Genomic DNA, 15,572 nt, shown 5'->3' with positions numbered 1-15,572 from the left:
CACGAGTGTCAAGCGCCGGCGTTAGCGGTGGCTTCCAGCTACTCTGGAGCCCCTGCATGCTGGTGGTTGAAGGTCTGACGTGCCGCTTTGGCGCAAAAGCCGCGGTGGACGACGCTTCGTTTCAAATCTCCCCCGGCGGTTTCGTCGGTGTGATCGGACGATCCGGTGCCGGCAAGTCGACGCTGCTCCGGACCATCAACCGCCTGGTGACGCCGACGCAAGGGCGCATCCTGTTCGACGGCACCGACGTCACCGCGCTGCGCGGCAGCGAGCTGCGGCAATGGCGCGCCCGCGCGGCGATGATCTTCCAGCAGTTCAACCTGGTCGGTCGGCTCGACGTCCTCACCAACGTCCTGATGGGGCGTCTCGCCACCATGCCCGCCTGGCGCTCGCTGTCGCAGATCTGGCCTGAGCAGGACAAGGCGCTGGCGATGTCGGCGCTCGAACAATTCGACATTGCTTCGCTGGCGGCCCAGCGCGCCGATCAGCTCTCCGGAGGTCAACAGCAGCGCGTCGCCATCGCGCGCGCGCTGGTGCAGCAGCCCGACATCATCCTCGCCGACGAGCCGATCGCCTCGCTCGATCCGCGCAACACCAAGATCGTGATGGATGCGCTTTTGCGCATCAACAAGCACTTCGGCATCACCGTGCTCTGCAACCTGCATTCGCTCGATCTCGCCCGCACCTATTGTGACCGCCTGATCGGCATGGCCGCCGGCCGCGTGGTGTTCCACGGCGCGCCGTCCGCGCTGACTGATCATGTCGCGCGTGAGCTCTACGATCTCGAAGCCGCCGACGTCATGGGTGGCATGCCGGTCCCGACGCCCGAGGGCGTGCCGGCGCTGGGAACCGCCGCGGCGGCCTGAGCCGCGTCGCACCTGTTCAGTTGCCAGTTTTGAGTCAACCGACCCCAACCGATGAAGAGGGTATCATGATCACTCGCAGATTAATCCTTGCCGGCGCCGCCGCGCTTGCCTTCACCGCTTCTGCCTCCGCCCAGGACTGGAAAGCAAAATATCCCGAGCTGACCTTCGCGGTCATTCCGGCGGAAAACGCCTCGGGCGTGACCGAGCGCTGGGCGCCGTTCATGAACTATCTCTCCAAGGAGCTGGGCGTGAAGGTCACGCTGCGCATCGCCAACGACTACGCCGCCGTCATCGAGGGCCAGCGCGCCGGTAACATTCATATCGCCAGCTACGGCTCGGCGTCGTTCGCGCGCGCCCGCCTGACCGGCGTCAAGACCGACGCCTTCGCCAACGACATCAACGCCGACGGCTCGACCGGCTATTACTCGGTGTTTTTCGTCAAGGCGAACAGCCCCTACAAGAGCATCGACCAGCTCAAGGGCAAGAACCTCGGCCTGGTCGACCCGAACTCGACCTCCGGCAACAACGTGCCGCGCTTCGAGCTCGACAAGATGGGCATCGCGGACGCCGACAGCTATTTCGGCAAGGTCGTCTTCACCGGCAGCCATGAGAACGCGATGCTGGCGCTGGCGCAGGGCACGGTCGATGTTGCCGCCAACCAGTGGACCAGCGACGACGATTCGACGCTGGCGCAGATGCTGACCAAGGGCATGCTGAAGAACGCCGACGGCTCGCCGATGAAGAAGGACGATTTCCGCATCATCCACAAGTCGGCGCCCATCATCAACGGCCCCTACGCCTACAACTCCGACCTCCCGGAGGAGGCCAAGGCGGCGATCGCGAAGGCGTTCTTCGACGCGCCGGCCAAGGACAAGGCGGCCTTCGACCGCCTCCAGGATGGCCAGAAGAAGGGTTTTCATCCCGCCACCACCAAGGATTGGGACGGCACGATCGAGCTGATCAAGTTCGTCGATGCGCTGCGTAAGAAGAAGGCGTCCTGAGCTTTCGGGACGAGCCACTTGAGCCGGGTCGATGGACCCGGCTCTTTCTCTTTGTGAACGACCACGCGCAATGACCCAATGACCGTAGCGGTTTCCATCCTTCCCGAGCAGCAGCTTGCCGCGCTGAATGCCGCCTATCGCCAGGCGGTCTCGCGCCGGCGGCTTCGTCTGCTGTTGGGCGCTGCGGTCTTTGCCGCAGCGCTGGTTCTCGCCGCGATCGGCGCCGAAGTGAATTTGCGCACGCTGTTCACCTATTTCGGCAACTTCGTCAGCTATTTCGACCGCATCCTCACGCTCGACAGCGGCCAACGGGTCTGGACCGATCTCGGCGAATGGCTGTGGGGCTGGCGCAAATGGCTGAAGATGCTGGGTGAGACGCTGCTGATCTCCTATGTCGGCACGCTGATCGGCGCGACCTTCGCCTTCGCCCTCAACTTCTTCGCGGCTGAAAACACCTCGCCCGCGTCCTGGCTCCGCTTCACGGTGCGGCGCCTGCTCGAATTTGCCCGCACCGTCCCCGGAATCGTCTTCGCGCTGGTCTTCGTGATTGCCTTCGGCCTGGGGCCAATGGCGGGCGTGCTGGCGATTGCAATCCACTCCACGGGCGCCCTGGGAAAACTGTTCTCGGAGATCGTCGAGAATGCCGACATGAAGCCGGTCGAAGGCATCCGCTCGACCGGTGCGAGCTGGCTCTCCTGCATGCGCTTTGCGATTCTGCCGCAGGTGACCGCGGGTTATGCCAGCTATGCGCTGCTGCGCTTCGAGATCAATGTCCGCGAAGCCTCAGTCATGGGCTTTGTTGGTGCCGGCGGCATCGGCCAGGAGCTCGTCGTCGCGATCCGCAAGTTCTACTATTCGGACGTCAGTGCCATCCTGCTCACCATCATCATCACCGTCTTCATCATCGACATCACCACCGGCTGGCTGCGCGGCCGCCTGTTCGGCAAGGAGGCGCGGACGTGACGCCGCAGGAGGTTGATACGCGCGAGATTCGCGCGCGTTATCCCGACGTGTTCGAAAGGCCGGCATCGGCGCGGCTCGCAACACCTGCGATGATCGTTGCGGCATTCGCGATCCTCACTTACGGCCTCGTCGATCTCGATTTCTCGCCGTCGCGTTTCTTCACCGGCCTCAGCCAGCTCGGCTGGATCAGCCTGATGATGATCCCGCCGGATCCCGGCTCCTCGCTGCCGGTCTATCTGAAGGCGCTGGGTGAGACGCTCTCGATCGCGCTCCTGGGCACCACGCTGGCGGCGGTGTTCGCGCTTCCGGTGAGCCTGCTGGCGGCGCGCAACGTCATACCCTCACAGATCCTGCGCTTTCCTGTTCGCCGTTTTTTGGATTCGATCCGAGGCGTCGACACGCTGATCTGGGCGCTGGTGTGGATCAACGTCGTCGGCCTCGGCCCGTTCGCCGGCGTGCTCGCCATCGCCGTGTCGGATTTCGGCGCATTCGGAAAACTGTTCTCGGAGGCGATCGAGGGCGCCGACCAGAAGCAGGTCGAGGGCATTCGCGCCTCCGGCGGGAGCGCGCTGCACGAGATCCGCTTCGGCCTGCTGCCGCAGGTTCTGCCCGTGATCGCCGGCCAGGTGCTCTATTTCATCGAATCCAACACGCGTTCGGCCACTATCATCGGTATCGTCGGTGCCGGCGGCATCGGCCTCCAACTCGCCGAGCAGATCCGCGTGCTGGAATGGCAGAGAGTGTCGTTCCTGATCCTGATGATCCTGGTCGCGGTCGCCGCGATCGATTTCATCTCGGGCAAGCTGCGGTTTGCAATCATCGGAAGGCGGGCGGTGGCCTGAGGTTTTCGCCTCTCCCCGCCTGCGGGGAGAGGCCGGAATTTGCGAAGCAAATTCCGGGTGAGGGGGACCCTCAGCGAGTCCGTCTCTCACCGTCATTGCGGAAGCGGCCCCTCACCCCAACCCTCTCAGCGCGAGCGAAGCTCGTCGCGGCCCGTAAGAACGGGGAGAGGGAGAACAGGCAACTCACCCGTTCTCCACCAGGAACTCCACCCGCTCCGCGGCAAACCGCGAATGCTTCGTCACCAGCGGCTTGCCGGCGAGATCGTGGTCGGTGGCGTCGACGACCAGGATCGGCCGCCCCAGCGGTAGGTCGAGCCGCGCGGCGTCGGTGGCGTCGACGATGCCGGCGGTGATCCGGGTTGCGCCGCGGCGATAATCGCGGACGCCAAAATGCTCGAGCAGCTTCGTCATCGAGCGCGTTGCGGCGAACACTTCGCCTGCGCCCGGAAACAGTTCCGCCGACAGCCAGGTGGTGGAGACACAGATCGGCGTGCGGTCGGCAAGCCGGATCGCCTCGATCCGCACCAGCGGCGCGCCGGTCTTCAGTCCCAGCTCCCGCGCCAGCTCGCGCGTCGCGACGTCATCGGTCGCCTCGATCAGCCGGCCATGCGGTTCGCGGCCATCGGCGCCGACGATCTCGGAGAAGCGTGTTCGCGAGCGCAACGGATAGGCGAGCTTCTGCGCCTCGACATAGGTTCCGCTGCCGCGCTCGGCACGCACCAGCCCACGCTCGGCAAGCGCGGCCAGCGCGCGTCGTACCGTGTGGCGGTTCACGCGGTAGGTTTCGGCGATCTCCATCTCGCCCGGCAACTTGTCGCCGGCCGCGAAGCGGCCGTCGGCGATGCCGCGCTCGATGCCGTCGGCAACGAGGCGCCACAGCGCGACGCCCGACGAGGCTGTGTCCTGCATGCTCATGTCGTCGGTGAGCCTAGCCCGAAAATCACATCTGTGTCACGAAACAGTCATGGCGCGCCCGTATGAAGTTGTCTATTATCATAGACAACTTGGATTCGGCAAGTTCTCAAAAGTTCGATGGATCAGGTGACCCAGCACAATAACCAGCAAGCCCAGCGCAAGGCCGCGATGGCCGTGCTGGCGCACGCGGAGGCGGGCGAGATCGCCGCTCGCCTGCGCGATCTCGCCCTGCCGGCTCATCAGAATCTGCGTGCGCCGGAGAACGGCCTCGTGATGCTGCGCGGCCGGGTCGGCGGCGACGGCGCACCGTTCAACCTCGGCGAAGCCACGGTGTCGCGCGCGGCGGTGCGGCTCGCGAGCGGCGAGGTCGGCTTCGGCTACGCGCTGGGGCGCGACGGTGAGAAGGCGCGGCTGATCGCACTGTGCGATGCGCTGGTGCAGTCCCGCGATTTCGGCGGGCTGGTCGAGCGCGACGTTATCGCGCCGTTGCGCGAGCAGCTGATGGTCAGGCGGACGCGGGCGGCGGAAGAGACCGCCGCGACGAAGGTCGATTTCTACACCATGGTGCGCGGTGAGGGGTGAGGTCATGACCACGATTGCGGAATTGCCGCCGGGCTTCGCCGACAAGGTCTTGTCGGCGCAATCGACCTTTCGTTCGGTCATGGATGCGATGGCGCGGCCGGGCTCCGTTCAGCGCATCGTGCCGATGGCGGGCGCGCCCGGCGTGATGATGCGCGGTACCGCCGCGATCGCGCTGACGCTGTTCGACCACGATACGCCGCTCTGGCTCGACGCGCGGATGGCGGAGAGTTCCGACGTGACCAAGTGGCTGAAATTCCACACCGGCGCGCCGGTCGTGCAGGATTCATCGGTGGCTTCATTCGCGCTCATCAGCGATGGCGGTGCGCTGCCCTCGCTCGAGCGCTTCGCGCTCGGCACCGGCGAGTATCCTGATCGTTCGACCACGGTGATCATTCAGGTCGACAGCCTCAATTCCGGCTGCAACTTCGAGCTGCGCGGTCCCGGCATCGATGGCTTCGCGACGCTGCAGGCGTCGATCAAGCCTTTCGACCTGTTCGAGCGCCTGCATATGAACGAAGCACTGTTTCCGCGCGGCATCGACGTCGTGCTGGTCGCCGATGACGCCGTGGTCGCGATCCCCCGCACCACGCGCGTCGTGAGCAAGGGAAGCTGAAGCATGTATGTCGCAGTCAAAGGCGGCGAACGCGCCATCGAGAACGCCCATCGCCTGCTCGCGCATAAGCGGCGCGGCGATCAAAGCGTTACGGAAATCTCCCTCGATCAGATCTCGGAGCAGCTTGGGCTCGCAGTCGACCGCGTCACGAGCGAAGGCTCGCTCTATGACCGCGAGCTCGCGGCGCTCGCCATCAAGCAGGCGCGCGGGGATTTGATCGAGGCGATCTTCCTGGTCCGCGCCTTCCGCGCCACGCTGCCGCGTTTCGGCGCCAGCGAGCCGGTCGACACCGGCGCGATGCGGGTGCAGCGGCGCGTGTCGGCGACCTTCAAGGACATTCCCGGCGGCCAGATCTTAGGTCCGACCTTCGACTATACACACCGCCTGCTCGACCCGTCGCTCGCTGAAGGTTTTGTGCCGGAGACGCCGGCGACGGCCGAAGCTTCCGCTGCGGCGACGCCGCGCGTCACCGACATTCTCGGCCGCGATGGGCTGATCGAATCCTCGCCGCAAGCCGAGGACGGCGCCAATGTCGGTGATCTCACCCGCGAGCCGCTGAATTTTCCGGCCGAGCGCGACCTGCGCCTGCAAAACCTCGCGCGCGGCGACGAAGGCTTTCTGCTGGCGATGGGCTATTCCACGCAGCGCGGCTACGGCCGCAATCACCCCTTTGTCGGCGAGATCCGCTTCGGCGAGGTCGAGGTCGAATTTCTCGCGGAAGACGTCGGCTTCGCCGTGCCGCTCGGCGCGATCGAGCTCACCGAGTGCCAGATGGTCAACCAGTTCAAGGGTTCTGCGAAGGAAGCGCCGTGCTTCACCCGCGGCTACGGCCTCGCCTTCGGCCAGAGCGAACGCAAGACCATGTCGATGGCGCTGGTCGATCGCGCGCTGCGTGCTCGCGAGCTCGGCGAGGAGGCGCTCGCCCCCGCGCAAGACGAGGAATTCGTGATGTCGCATTCCGACAACGTCCAGGCGACCGGCTTCGTCGAACACCTGAAGCTGCCGCATTACGTCGACTTCCAGTCCGAGCTTGGCCTGCTGCGCAAGCTGCGCCAGGAGTTCGCCGATGCCAATGCGCCCGACGCCATGAAGGAGGCCGCGGAATGAACGCGCCCGCCTACAACTTCGCCTATCTGGACGAGCAGACCAAGCGGATGATCCGCCGCGCGATCCTGAAAGCCATCGCGATCCCCGGCTATCAGGTGCCGTTCGCCAGCCGCGAAATGCCGATGCCCTATGGCTGGGGCACCGGCGGCGTGCAGGTGACCGCCGCGATCCTCGGACCCCAGGACGTGCTGAAGGTGATCGATCAGGGTTCTGACGACACCACGAATGCGATCTCGATCCGCAAGTTCTTCGCCAAGACCGCCGGCGTTGCGACGACGACGGCGACGGACGAGGCGACGGTGATCCAGACCCGTCACCGCATCCCGGAGACGGCGCTGCACGCGAACCAGGTGCTGGTCTATCAGGTGCCGATCCCGGAACCCCTGCGTTTCCTCGAGCCGCGCGAGACCGAGACGCGGCGCCTGCATGCGCTCGCCGAGTACGGCCTGATGCACGTGAAGCTCTACGAGGACATCGCCCGCTTCGGCCATATCGCCACCGCCTACGCCTATCCAGTCAAGGTCAACGCGCGCTACGTGATGGACCCGTCGCCGACGCCGAAATTCGACAATCCCAAGATGGACAATTGCCCGGCCTTGCAATTGTTCGGTGCCGGCCGCGAGAAGCGCATCTACGCGATCCCGCCCTACACCCAGGTGGTCTCGCTCGATTTCGAGGATCACCCGTTCGAGCCCTACCGCTTCAACGCGCCCTGCGCGCTGTGCGGCGCGGAGAACTCCTATCTCGACGAGATCGTGACCGACGACAAGGGCGGCCGCATGTTCGTCTGCTCGGACACCGACTATTGCGAGGGCCGCCAGGCCGCCGGCCATCACGGCAGCCTGAGTGCTGCTCCCTACAAGGAGAAGGCGGGCGCACATGGGTGATCTCGACGTGCTTGAAAACGACCAGCCGCTGCTGGTTGCGGAGTCGCTCAGCAAGTCGTTCGGCCGCATCGCCGCCTGCCGCGACGTGTCGTTCTCGCTCTATCCGGGCGAGGTGCTGGCGATTGTCGGCGAATCCGGCTCGGGAAAGTCGACCCTGCTGCAGATGCTGTCGGGCCAGCTCGCCCCGAGCTCGGGCCATGTGTCCTACCGGATGCGCGACGGCGCCACCCGCGATCTCGCCACCCTCGGCGAGGCCGAGCGCCGCTTCCTGTTCCGCACCGACTGGGGCTTTGTGCACCAGGATCCGGCGCAGGGCCTGCGCATGGCGGTGTCGGCCGGCGCCAATGTCGGCGAGCGGCTGATGGCGGTGGGCTGGAATCACTACGGCCGCATCCGCGACACCGCGTCGGACTGGCTCACCCGCGTCGAGATCGACACGGCGCGCATCGACGATGCGCCGCGCACCTATTCCGGCGGCATGCGCCAGCGCCTCCAGATCGCTCGCAACCTCGTCACCGAGCCGCGGCTGGTGTTCATGGACGAGCCGACCGGCGGACTTGACGTATCGGTGCAGGCCCGCCTGCTCGACCTCCTGCGCAGCCTCGTTGCCGAGCTACACCTCGCCGTCGTCATCGTCACCCACGATCTCGCGGTCGCACGCCTCTTGTCACATCGCGTGATGGTGATGAAGGGTGGCCGCGTCATCGAGACCGGTCTCACCGACCAGGTGCTCGACGATCCCCGTGAGCCCTATACCCAGCTCCTAGTCTCCTCGATCCTGCCGCCATGAACTTTACAATATGAGTTTTTCAATGACCGCCATGATCGACATCACTGACGCCGGCAAGACCTTTACGATGCACCTGCAAGGCGGCATCGAATTGCCGGTCGTCAGGGGCGTGACCTTCCAGGTCAATCCCGGCGAATGCGTCGTGCTCTCCGGACCTTCCGGTGCCGGCAAATCGTCGATCCTGAAGATGATCTTTGGCAACTACCGCTGCGACAGCGGCCGCATCGGTATCCGCCATCGCGGCGCGGTGGTCGATCTCGCCACCGCCGAGCCGCGGCAGGTGCTCAACATCCGCCGCTCCACCATCGGCTATGTCAGCCAGTTCCTGCGGGCCGTGCCGCGCGTTGCGACCATGGACGTCGTTGCCGAGCCGCTGATCGTCGATGGCTTGGCGCGAGCCGATGCGCAGGCGCGCGCCGGCGAGCTGCTGCATCGCCTCAACATTCCCGAAAGACTTTGGCAGCTTCCGCCCGCCACCTTCTCCGGCGGCGAGCAGCAGCGCGTGAACATCGCGCGCGGCTTCATCTCCGACCTGCCGATCCTGCTGCTGGATGAGCCGACCGCATCGCTCGATGCCGCCAACCGCGCCGTGGTGGTCGAACTCGTCGCCGAGAAGAAACGACAGGGCGTCGCCATGGTGGCCATTGTCCATGACGACGAAATCCGTCATTTGATTGCCGACCGCATCGTCGACGTCACCAGCTTTGCCGCCGCCTGAAGGACATGGAAATGAAGCCAAAGGACACAGTGATCGCCAACGCCAGGATCGTGCTGGCGGACCGGGTGATCGAGCAGGGCTGGCTCGCGCTTGCCGACGGACGCATCGCCGAGATCGGTGAGAGCAGGGCGCCCGCGGGCGCCGAGGATGCCGGCGGCGACCTCATCATGCCCGGCCTGATCGAGCTGCACACCGATCATCTCGAAGCGCATTACGTGCCGCGGCCAAAGGTGTTCTGGAATCCGGTCGCCGCCGTCATCTCCTATGACGGCCAGCTTGCGACCTCGGGCATCACCACCGTGTTCGACTCGCTCCGGGTCTGGCGCGAGGACGGGGCGGAGGAGGTCGATGGCCGCGCCGGCGTGCTCGCCGCCGCGATCACCACTGCGCGCGAGGCCAGCCTGCTGCGCGCCGACCACTTCCTGCACCTGCGCTGCGAGATCCCGATGCCGAGCGTGGTCGAGGAAGCGAAGGAACTGGTCGACCGACCCGACGTCAAGCTGATGTCGCTGATGGACCACACCCCTGGCCAGCGCCAGTTCCGCGACGAGATCAAGCTGCGCGACTATTATCGCGGCAAGGGCGGCGGCAAGACCGACGCCGAGCTCGACGAGCTGTTCGCAAAGCGCTTCGAATATCAGAGGCTCTACGCCGCCGCCAACATGCGCGAGATCGTTGCGCTGGCGCATGAGTACAGGATCCCGCTGGCGAGCCACGACGACACCACCGAGGAGAACGTCGCGGATGCCGTGCGCGACCGCGTGTCGGTGGCGGAGTTCCCGACCACGCTGGAGGCCGCGCGCGGCCTGCACCAAGCCGGCATCGACATTCTGATGGGCGCGCCGAACGTTGTTCGCGGCGGCTCGCATTCCGGCAACATCGCCGCGGTCGATCTCGCCCGCGAAGGCCTGCTCGACATCCTGTCGTCGGACTACATCCCGTCCAGCCTCCTGATGGCCGCGCTGCAACTGCCGGAGCACGTGCCCGCGATCAGCCTTCCGGCGGCGGTTCGCACCGTGACCAAGGCACCGGCCGAGGCGGTTGGCCTCACCGATCGCGGCGAAGTCGCAACCGGCAAGCGCGCCGATCTGATCCGCGTGCACGTTGCCGGCCGCGTTCCGGTGGTCCGCAGCGTCTGGCGCGAAGGATACCGCGTCGCATGAGGGAGACCGCGACCATGGCCGAGGGCGAGGCGGGTGCGATCGGCCCCGGCCGGCTCGTGCTCGTGGTCGGTCCCAGCGGTGCCGGCAAGGATACCTTGCTGCGGCTGGCGCAAGTGGCCTGCAGCGACGATGATGACATCGTCTTTCCGCGCCGTGTCGTGACGCGCGCCTCCTCGGCCGATGAAGACAATATCGCGGTGAGCCCCGACGAATTCCGCCGCGCGCGCGAGCACGGCGATTTCGCAGTGCACTGGGAGGCGCACGGCCATTCCTACGCCCTGCCGCTCGAGATCAACGATGACATCCGCGCCGGCCGTGCGGTCGTCGCGAACGTCTCGCGCACTGTGATCGGCGCGCTGCGCCGGGCTTATGCCAATGTCGTGGTGGTCGCGATCACGGCGCCGCCGGAGGTGTTGGCCCAGCGGCTCGCGGCGCGCGCCCGGCACAGCGACGGCAACATCACGGAGCGGCTGTCGCGCAGCGTGGACGATGCGGCGGCGCAAGCCGACGTCACCATCCTCAATGCCGGTGGTGCCGACCATCACAGTCGCCAGCTGGTGCGCGTGATCAGGAATGAAGGCTGGCACGAATAGCCGGCACGGGAAGGAGAGTGCAATGACGGTGATCGAAACGGTCCAACAGCTTGAAGCCATCTACGGCGTCACCACTGACGCCTCGATCGTGAAAGTCGCCGACCACGTCACGCCGCTCTACCGCGTCTTCATCGAAAAGGCGCCGTTCGCCGCGCTCGCGACCATCGGGCCCGAGGGCATCGACTGCTCGCCACGCGGCGATCTGCCCGGCTTCGTCCGCATCCATGATCCCAAGACGCTGATGCTGCCGGACCGCCGCGGCAACAACCGAATCGATTCGCTGCGCAATATCGTGCGCGATCCCCGGGTGTCGCTGATGTTCCTGATCCCCGGCTCCGGCAACGCCGTGCGCGCCAACGGCCGCGCGCATCTGTCGATCGATCCGGAGCTGCTGGCCTCGTTCAAGGTCGAGGGCAAGGCGCCGCGCAGCGTGATGGTGATGAACGTGGAGGAAATCTACTTCCAGTGCGCCCGCGCCATCGTCCGCTCCGACCTCTGGAATCCCGACAAACGCGTCGATCCGAAGACCCTGCCGACGCCCGGCCAGATCCTCGCCGAGATGAGCCAGAACACGGTCGGCGGCGCGGAGTATGATCGCATCTGGCCGGAGCGGGCCGCCGTGACGATGTGGTGAGGCGCCGCCCTCTAATTAAACGCCATCCCGCCACTCAGCGCGATGGTCTGCCCGGTCATGTAGGCATTGTCGACCAGCAGCATCACGGCCTTCGCCACCTCATCCGCGGTGCCGAAGCGGCCGAGCGGGATGCGGCTGACGAGGCCGGGCTGGCCGCTCATCATGTCGGTCTCGATCAGCGACGGCGCGACCGCATTGACGGTGATGCCCTCCTTCACCAGCCGTGCTGCATAGCCGCGGGTCAGGCCCTCCATGCCGGCCTTGGATGCATTGTAGTGCGGCCCGATCGAGCCGGCACCGCGCGCCGCGCCCGAGGAGATGTTGACGATGCGGCCCCATGTCCGCGCGCGCATGGACGGCAGCACCGCCTGCGTGCACAGGAACGCGGATTTCAGATTGACCAGGATGGTGCGGTCGAAATCGTCCTCGGTGAGATCGTCGATGCCGCGCGTGATGGCGATGCCGGCATTGTTGACGAGAATGTCGACCGGCCCGAGTCCGGCCGTGACGCGCTCGACCATCCCGGTCACGGCGTCGGCTTGCGAGACGTCGGCGGCGACGACGATAGCGCGGCCACCCTGCTTGCCGATCTCGCCGGCCAGCTGCTCGGCCTGGCCCATTGTCTCACGGCAGTTGATCGCCACGGCCGCACCTGCTTCGGCCAGCGCACGACAGACGGCCGCGCCAATTCCGCGCGATCCGCCGGTCACGAGCGCCGTGCGCCCCTTCAGAGCATCCGCCATGCCTGGAACCTCCCCAATCATCGGCCTTCTGGTTGCTCGAAGCATATCATGCTTGCCGCTCGCGCGCGTTGAACTCATCGCGAGATGAATCCGTCTGCCGGCACTTGCGGCGGGAGAAGCGCTCAAGCGCGCCGGTCGCAAATATGGATAGCCATTTCATTGACCAATCGTGTCAATCGCTCGATATTTGCAACATCGAAACTGCTCGACGAGCCTGAAGCCGCACCATGACAACCGATCACCAGCGCAAATCGAACGACATGCAAGCATGCATGAGGCGGCGCTGTTTCTCGGCGGCAACGGGCGCCTGTTGTTGTTGCTGACCGTCTCCTAGCAGCTCCCAACACCGAAAATCCCACGACAGGAACGCCGAACCTCGGCGAACGAGCAGTCATGTCCCAGACCCAGTCCAACGCCTACATCATCGAGATCCAGGACCGCGCCGCCGGCATCATCACGAGAGATGAGCGCGGCTTCCGCTTCTTTTCCTCCGAGCGACTGTTCGACAGTCTCGAAGGCCGCCAGTTCCGGTCGGCGCGCGAGGCCGAGCGCGCCGCCCGTGCCGTGTTCTCCGAGCGTAGCCGTCGCGCGAACTCGCAATTCTTCGCCAACTGATCCCACCGAAAGGACCGCGTTATGATCACCCGACGACACATTCTGGCAACGACGCTCCTGCTCGCGACCAGCCTGGCCGCGCCCGCGCGCGCCGAGGACAAGCCTGCGGAAATCCGCATCGGCACGCAGAAGGGCGGCTTCTTTCCGGCGGTCCGTCAGCGCCAGACACTGGAAAATGCGTTCAAGCCGCTGGGCATCGAGATCAAGTGGGTCGATTTCCAGTTCGGTCCGCCGCTGCTGGAAGCCATCAATGTCGGCAGCGTCGATTTCGGCTATGTCGGGGACTCCCCGCCGATCTTCGCGCAGGCCGGCGGCGCCAGGATCCGCTACGTCGCCGCAGTGAAATCCGAAGGCAACACCCAGGCGATCATCGTGCCGAAGGACTCGGCCATCAAGACGCTCGCCGATCTCAAGGGCAAGCGCGTCGCCTTCGGCAAGGGCTCGAGCGCGCATAATTTGCTCGTCGCTGCGCTCGAAAAGGCCGGCCTGTCCTGGTCGGACATCACGCCGGCGCCGCTGGCGCCGGCCGATGCGACGGCGGCCTTCGTCAAGGGCTCGGTCGACGCCTGGTCGATCTGGGATCCCTATCTGGCGCTCGCCGAATTGAAGGAGAACGCCCGCGTCATCGCCTTCGACAAGGACGTGCACAAGCCGAATGCGTTCTACATCGCCAATACGGATTTCGTCGAAAAATATCCGGCGCTGGTCGCGAAGCTCAACACGACTTTCGCGTCCGAAGGCGTCTGGGCCAACCAGCACCACGAGGACGTCGCCAAAGCGCAGGCGGACGCGACCGGCGTCGACATCGAGGCCGTCAGGCGTTTCGTGGATCGCTCCAACTTCCGCGTCGTACCGCTGGATGCCGAGATTGTCGCAAGCCAGCAGGCGGTCGCTGATCGTTTCGCCAAGCTCGGCCTGATCCCGAAGCCGGTCACCGTCTCCGACATCGTCTGGAAGTGGACGCCGGGTTCCTGAACCGTGCCAACGCATATTACTTCGCGCCGGCGGTCTGTGCGCGCGCCTCGTCCTTCGAGACGGCGCTGACGCGCCTCAGGACGAGGCTACGCGGCATCCGCATCGTGCGAACTGCCGCCAGCACCCCGCCCTCCAAGGCGGGTGTCTCGAAGGATGCGCCGCGGGGAGGTCGTCTCTGATGCGATCGTCTCGAACTGGCCGACGGTTGGATCAGTTCCGGCGGCGCGCCCTGGTGCGCGCCGCCTTCTTTGCGGCGGCGGAGCGGACCCTGGCGCCCTTGGTGTGGCTCGCTTTCCGCGCGGCGGCTGAGCGGGACGCTGCGGTTCGACGGCTTGCCGCCTGCTTGGCCTGTTTCGACAGCGCGCCGCGCGATGCCGTCGAGCGTGGCTCCTTTTTCAGGACGTTCTCGACGGCGCGCGATACTCTCGGCCGACGCTTCGGCGTGCGTTTGCCCTGGCCGACCTCGTAAGCGTATTTGGCGCCACGGCGCGTCGACTTCTTGGCGCGTCCCTTGCGCGGCGGCGGCAGATCGACGCCGGCGCGCCGTGCCTCGGACAGGCCGATGGCGATGGCCTGCTTGGTCGAGCGCGCGCCGTGCTTGCCCTTCCTGATCTTGTCGATCTCGTCCTTGACGAATTCGCCGGCTTGCGTGCTGGCCGACTTGCCGGCACGCTTGTGCTGCCTGGCTTTGCGGATGATTTCCTGTCTTGGCATGGTCGAGTTCCCCTTCTGGTTGAGAGGGATGTCTGACCGCAACGCGCAAGACAGGAGATCGATCCGCTCAGTTCCTCAGGGCCGCCAGCAACTCATCGGGGCGCTCGGCCATGATCATGTGGCCGGCGCCGGGCACCACGACGGTCTTCGCATGCGGGATCGCGGCCGCAAGCGCCTTGCCGGCCTTGGCAGGTGTCATCATGTCCCGCTCGCCCAGGATCAGCGTCGTCGGCACCTTCACGCTCGCCGCGGCGGTGAGCGCATTCGTATAGGAGTTGCAGGCCGACAAATCCCTGAACAGCACGCCCGGCTCGCAAGCCTTCAGCACGGCCTGCGCGCCGCCATGCATCCACAGGCCCGGCGCGAGGCTGCCGCCGAGTTCCGCGTTGAAGCCGAGGCCCCAGATCGCGACCATGTCGTTGGCGTCCTGCGAATTGGCTTCGGCGGCCTTCAACAGATCCGGGCCGACCGTCATGGTCGCGGCGGTGCCGATCAGGCTGAGCGCTGACACCTTGTCGGGATGCCGCGCCGCCGTCTCCAGCGAGATCAGCGATCCCATGGAATGGCCGATCAGATGCGCCTTCGCAGCTCCCGCCGCAGCGAGCAGCGCTGCGGTCCAGTCGGCCATCTCCGGGATCGTCGAGAGCGACGGTCCTGCCGAACGGCCGTGGCCGGGCAGGTCGGGCGCCAGCACGGCAAAGCCGTGATGCGCGAACCAGCGCGTATGCAGCGCCCAGGTCGAATGGTCGAAGCCGGCGCCGTGGATGAAGACCACCGCGGGCAGGGATTTGTTGAAGTCGCGGCCGCCGGTTGCGGCAAATACCTCGGCGCCGTTGACGGAGAGTTTCATG

Annotated in this window: 19 protein-coding genes; 15 read left to right on the top strand and 4 right to left on the bottom strand. The window is 65.9% G+C overall.

Going from position 1 to position 15,572, the window contains the following annotated elements:
- Positions 1–56 precede the first annotated feature (56 nt).
- The 4 genes from phnC to phnE (ACNJYB_RS36670) all read left to right on the top strand — a co-directional run bounded on the left by phnC (position 57) and on the right by phnE (ACNJYB_RS36670) (position 3,672).
- Positions 57–866 carry a phosphonate ABC transporter ATP-binding protein gene (gene phnC / locus ACNJYB_RS36685; RefSeq protein WP_439371493.1) on the top strand — a complete coding sequence of 270 codons (810 nt, stop codon included), beginning with the start codon at positions 57–59 and terminating at the stop codon, positions 864–866.
- A gap of 65 nt (positions 867–931) precedes the next feature.
- Positions 932–1,867 (top strand): phosphonate ABC transporter substrate-binding protein, encoded by a 936-nt coding sequence (gene phnD, locus ACNJYB_RS36680; RefSeq protein ID WP_439371492.1) that lies wholly within the window; start codon positions 932–934, stop codon positions 1,865–1,867.
- 78 nt (positions 1,868–1,945) lie between these two features.
- Positions 1,946–2,830 carry a phosphonate ABC transporter, permease protein PhnE gene (gene phnE / locus ACNJYB_RS36675; protein ID WP_439371491.1) on the top strand — a complete coding sequence of 295 codons (885 nt, stop codon included), beginning with the start codon at positions 1,946–1,948 and terminating at the stop codon, positions 2,828–2,830.
- Positions 2,827–3,672 carry a phosphonate ABC transporter, permease protein PhnE gene (phnE, locus tag ACNJYB_RS36670; protein WP_439371490.1) on the top strand — a complete coding sequence of 282 codons (846 nt, stop codon included), beginning with the start codon at positions 2,827–2,829 and terminating at the stop codon, positions 3,670–3,672. Before phnE (ACNJYB_RS36675) ends, phnE (ACNJYB_RS36670) begins: the two co-directional genes overlap by 4 nt.
- 183 nt (positions 3,673–3,855) lie before the next feature.
- Here the strand turns inward: phnE (ACNJYB_RS36670) and phnF are convergent, their stop codons facing one another.
- A complete protein-coding gene (gene phnF / locus ACNJYB_RS36665) occupies positions 3,856–4,587 on the bottom strand; it encodes a phosphonate metabolism transcriptional regulator PhnF (RefSeq protein WP_439371489.1) in 732 nt (243 codons plus the stop codon).
- A 117-nt stretch (positions 4,588–4,704) separates the two neighbouring features.
- Between phnF and phnG the strand changes: the two genes are divergently transcribed.
- From phnG to ACNJYB_RS36620, 9 genes are read left to right on the top strand one after another with little or no spacing between them, the layout of a single operon-like run.
- Entirely contained in the window at positions 4,705–5,169 is a 465-nt protein-coding gene (gene phnG, locus ACNJYB_RS36660; protein WP_439371488.1) for a phosphonate C-P lyase system protein PhnG, read from the top strand.
- A 4-nt stretch (positions 5,170–5,173) separates the two neighbouring features.
- Positions 5,174–5,782 carry a phosphonate C-P lyase system protein PhnH gene (gene phnH, locus ACNJYB_RS36655; RefSeq protein ID WP_439371487.1) on the top strand — a complete coding sequence of 203 codons (609 nt, stop codon included), beginning with the start codon at positions 5,174–5,176 and terminating at the stop codon, positions 5,780–5,782.
- Positions 5,783–5,785: 3 nt separating this feature from the next.
- Complete coding sequence (locus ACNJYB_RS36650) at positions 5,786–6,889, top strand: carbon-phosphorus lyase complex subunit PhnI (protein WP_439371486.1); 1,104 nt, start codon at positions 5,786–5,788, stop codon at positions 6,887–6,889.
- Entirely contained in the window at positions 6,886–7,776 is an 891-nt protein-coding gene (locus ACNJYB_RS36645) for an alpha-D-ribose 1-methylphosphonate 5-phosphate C-P-lyase PhnJ (protein WP_439371485.1), read from the top strand. The genes ACNJYB_RS36650 and ACNJYB_RS36645 overlap by 4 nt, the downstream gene beginning before the upstream one ends.
- Complete coding sequence (gene phnK / locus ACNJYB_RS36640; protein WP_439371484.1) at positions 7,769–8,566, top strand: phosphonate C-P lyase system protein PhnK; 798 nt, start codon at positions 7,769–7,771, stop codon at positions 8,564–8,566. Before ACNJYB_RS36645 ends, phnK begins: the two co-directional genes overlap by 8 nt.
- Positions 8,567–8,588: 22 nt before the next feature.
- The gene (gene phnL, locus ACNJYB_RS36635) at positions 8,589–9,284 is read left to right on the top strand and encodes a phosphonate C-P lyase system protein PhnL (RefSeq protein ID WP_439371483.1); all 696 of its coding nucleotides are present in this window, start codon (positions 8,589–8,591) and stop codon (positions 9,282–9,284) included.
- Between the two features lie 5 nt (positions 9,285–9,289).
- Positions 9,290–10,447, top strand: a complete 1,158-nt coding sequence (locus ACNJYB_RS36630; RefSeq protein WP_439371482.1) for an alpha-D-ribose 1-methylphosphonate 5-triphosphate diphosphatase — start codon at positions 9,290–9,292, stop codon at positions 10,445–10,447.
- Entirely contained in the window at positions 10,444–11,040 is a 597-nt protein-coding gene (phnN, locus tag ACNJYB_RS36625) for a phosphonate metabolism protein/1,5-bisphosphokinase (PRPP-forming) PhnN (RefSeq protein WP_439371481.1), read from the top strand. Before ACNJYB_RS36630 ends, phnN begins: the two co-directional genes overlap by 4 nt.
- Before the next feature lie 22 nt (positions 11,041–11,062).
- Positions 11,063–11,674 (top strand): pyridoxamine 5'-phosphate oxidase family protein, encoded by a 612-nt coding sequence (locus ACNJYB_RS36620; RefSeq protein ID WP_439371480.1) that lies wholly within the window; start codon positions 11,063–11,065, stop codon positions 11,672–11,674.
- A gap of 11 nt (positions 11,675–11,685) precedes the next feature.
- On the opposite strand, the gene ACNJYB_RS36615 is transcribed toward ACNJYB_RS36620, so the two are convergent.
- Entirely contained in the window at positions 11,686–12,417 is a 732-nt protein-coding gene (locus ACNJYB_RS36615; RefSeq protein ID WP_439371479.1) for an SDR family NAD(P)-dependent oxidoreductase, read from the bottom strand.
- A gap of 393 nt (positions 12,418–12,810) precedes the next feature.
- On the opposite strand from ACNJYB_RS36615, the gene ACNJYB_RS36610 reads away from it, so the two are divergent.
- On the top strand, positions 12,811–13,032 hold the full coding sequence (locus tag ACNJYB_RS36610) for a hypothetical protein (protein WP_439371478.1): 222 nt from the start codon (positions 12,811–12,813) through the stop codon (positions 13,030–13,032).
- Between the two features lie 21 nt (positions 13,033–13,053).
- Entirely contained in the window at positions 13,054–14,007 is a 954-nt protein-coding gene (locus ACNJYB_RS36605; RefSeq protein ID WP_439371477.1) for an aliphatic sulfonate ABC transporter substrate-binding protein, read from the top strand.
- Positions 14,008–14,217: 210 nt separating this feature from the next.
- Here the strand turns inward: ACNJYB_RS36605 and ACNJYB_RS36600 are convergent, their stop codons facing one another.
- Both ACNJYB_RS36600 and ACNJYB_RS36595 read right to left on the bottom strand, forming a co-directional pair.
- A complete protein-coding gene (locus ACNJYB_RS36600; RefSeq protein ID WP_439371476.1) occupies positions 14,218–14,721 on the bottom strand; it encodes a DUF6496 domain-containing protein in 504 nt (167 codons plus the stop codon).
- Positions 14,722–14,788: 67 nt separating this feature from the next.
- Entirely contained in the window at positions 14,789–15,571 is a 783-nt protein-coding gene (locus ACNJYB_RS36595) for an alpha/beta fold hydrolase (protein WP_439371475.1), read from the bottom strand.
- Position 15,572: the final 1 nt, after the last annotated feature.

It is taken from the genome of Bradyrhizobium sp. SMVTL-02, assembly GCF_051853005.1.
Taxonomy (GTDB): Bacteria; Pseudomonadota; Alphaproteobacteria; order Rhizobiales; family Xanthobacteraceae; genus Bradyrhizobium.
Note: the sequence above shows the minus strand (reverse complement) of the source record. Positions and strands in the feature narration are given on the sequence as shown.